Source organism: Brevibacillus sp. NL20B1 (genome assembly GCF_018195675.1).
GTDB lineage: Bacteria > Bacillota > Bacilli > Brevibacillales > Brevibacillaceae > Brevibacillus > Brevibacillus aydinogluensis.
The window spans coordinates 1-2,108 of sequence record NZ_JAGTPT010000050.1; the positions used below are offsets into that span (position 1 = coordinate 1).

Sequence of the window (2,108 nt, forward strand, 5' to 3'; positions counted from 1 at the left end):
CAAGCCATAGCGGTCGTAAGATTCAATTTTTTTATCAAAAAATTTCTCGTCCGATCCTTTCGTCGCTTCCACGATAGTGGAAACCAGCTTCTGGCTGTTGTACTGGTACGCGCGGCCAATTTCTTCCCGTTTCGTCGTCGTTCCATCCGGATACGAATCGACGATGTGCTCCGTTTCCAGCAATTTGTCAGCATTATAGGTATACGTTTCCTCGTGAAAATGATTGGGATTTCCGGCTGCTGTCCGTTTCATCTTCGTTAGCAACCGCAGGTAATAGGTCGTCGATGTGTAGTTCCACGTCGTTTCGTTGCCTTGCGGGTCCACCAATTTGGTCAAATCACCGTAGCTGTTGTAGCTGTACGCCGTGACCTGGGCGTACTTGCTCAGCCTGCTTGCAACACTGGCCAAACGATTGATGTCGGGTGCCAACAAAAGAATGTCATACGGGAATGATGAGGGTTAAGTTCTTTTGGTCGTAGCCGCCCGATTCATTCGGCACTGGGTGGGGGTAAAAGAAAGACCTTGGGATTGCAGCCCCAAGGTCAAATAATTCTTAAAATACTAGTGAATCTAAATATTGTCTTAGCTCCTCTAGTACTGTTTGGTCAGTGGAAAACTTGAATTTCATACTGTGTTCCTGATGACTTCCACCAAGTTGACCTGAAATGACAACATGCCCTAACTTATTCACCTCTAAATAAATGTACGCATCTGAATCATAATCGTCAATCCTGGAACTTCCATCAAGTCTTGTTCCCATCTCTTTAAGGGATTGAATAAAATGTGTGAGTGTTTCTTTCGAGAAACAAAAATTTGACTTTCCCTTAAAATCTCCAGACTTAATGGTAAGTGCTAAAGTAATGTAACCTTCAACAGTATACAAATGCTCAACATCTATACAGTGATTCTCTGTACTTAAAATTGATATTCTATCACTCATACTTTTTCCTTCCTCATTACTTGAACTTAAAGTCATCAAATTGCCCTGTCTTTTTGTTGTAAACGAAATGTATTTCAATGCCATTTACGTTTTGGCTCATCTTCACCCACCCATCTTCAGCCAACCACCTTTTATCGGTCATTGTTACTTTTGTTAGTTCTGTTGCTCCTTTGAGTGGGTCTGACAAAACTTGCTTCATTGCCAACTGTTCATTTAGGTTGTTGGGAGTTGTCCTACCTGTTGAACCTTTTCCCAAGGACTTAGCAGCAATTAAATTAGGAAGGTCACAATCGGTATTATGCACCCAAATACCCAAGTCAGTCACATAATACGTATGAAACTCTTCAACCGTAAAGTTATAAACCATCACTGGCTCATCAAGTAAGACGAACTCTACCTTGTCAATAGTGAGAGTACTTCCATCAGCCTTCTGAAGCCTATCCCCCACCTGAAGTTCATCTGCGAATACCCATCCTCTACCTTCAACCCAGAATGGATGGTTATCTGTCGTCTCGATGAGCAAGTCACCAATGTATAGCTTGATTATATCATTACGATAATTTGTATAAAGGGCTGTAACCTCCTTATAAGCAAGTTCCCCATTCTCGTCAAATTCAGACTTGGAAAGAACCTTATCTCCGACTTGAATGTCCTCAATATTCTTCTCCCCTTCGTCTGTCAGAACCTTAGTCCCTTCAACAAAACAATTACATACATTTTTGATAATGTTAGCGCCATTCGAGGCTTTTTTTGCCCCCTTTATCACTTTTATTCTACTAAGTAGCAGTTCCCCCCCCACTGAAGCTACTGCTGAAACATCATCTAACCCCCATTGACCATCTGTGAGGGCCTGATAATTCTCAACACCAATTTGTTCTTGTGTAAACTTAATTAATCCTTTTGGTAGACCTTCCTTCGCTTTCGTCCAACCGCGACTCCAAGCATTGGGGTCCGTGAACTTCTCCCATCCCTTTCTGAAATCCTCCCACACATTATGTCCGGTTGGATCCCAGTATCGCAACGGATTATTATGCACATACGTATACCGGTTGAGGCTTAGCGGATTATCCACTTGCCCCTTATACGTATCCTCCGAGATAAACCGTCCGATTTTCGGGTCGTAGTAGCGGGCACGCAGGTAGTAGTAACCGGTTTTCTCGTCGAAGAC

General features: G+C 42.8%; 3 protein-coding genes. All 3 read right to left on the minus strand.

Annotated elements, in window-relative coordinates; genetic code table 11:
• The coding region (locus KDN35_RS19655) for a hypothetical protein (RefSeq protein ID WP_212133742.1) at positions 1-432 on the minus strand (432 nt) is incomplete at its 3' end.
• Positions 433-553: 121 nt separating this feature from the next.
• On the minus strand, positions 554-940 hold the full coding sequence (locus KDN35_RS19660) for a WapI family immunity protein (RefSeq protein WP_212133744.1): 387 nt from the start codon (positions 938-940) through the stop codon (positions 554-556).
• A gap of 16 nt (positions 941-956) precedes the next feature.
• Positions 957-2,108, minus strand: a 1,152-nt coding sequence (locus KDN35_RS19670; RefSeq protein ID WP_249179217.1) for a polymorphic toxin-type HINT domain-containing protein, incomplete at its 5' end; no start/stop codon positions are given.

Bases quoted from the DNA above. Each gene is read 5' to 3' on its own strand.
- KDN35_RS19660 (WP_212133744.1), bottom strand. From the start codon at position 940: ATGAGTGATAGAATATCAATTTTAAGTACAGAGAATCACTGTATAGAT.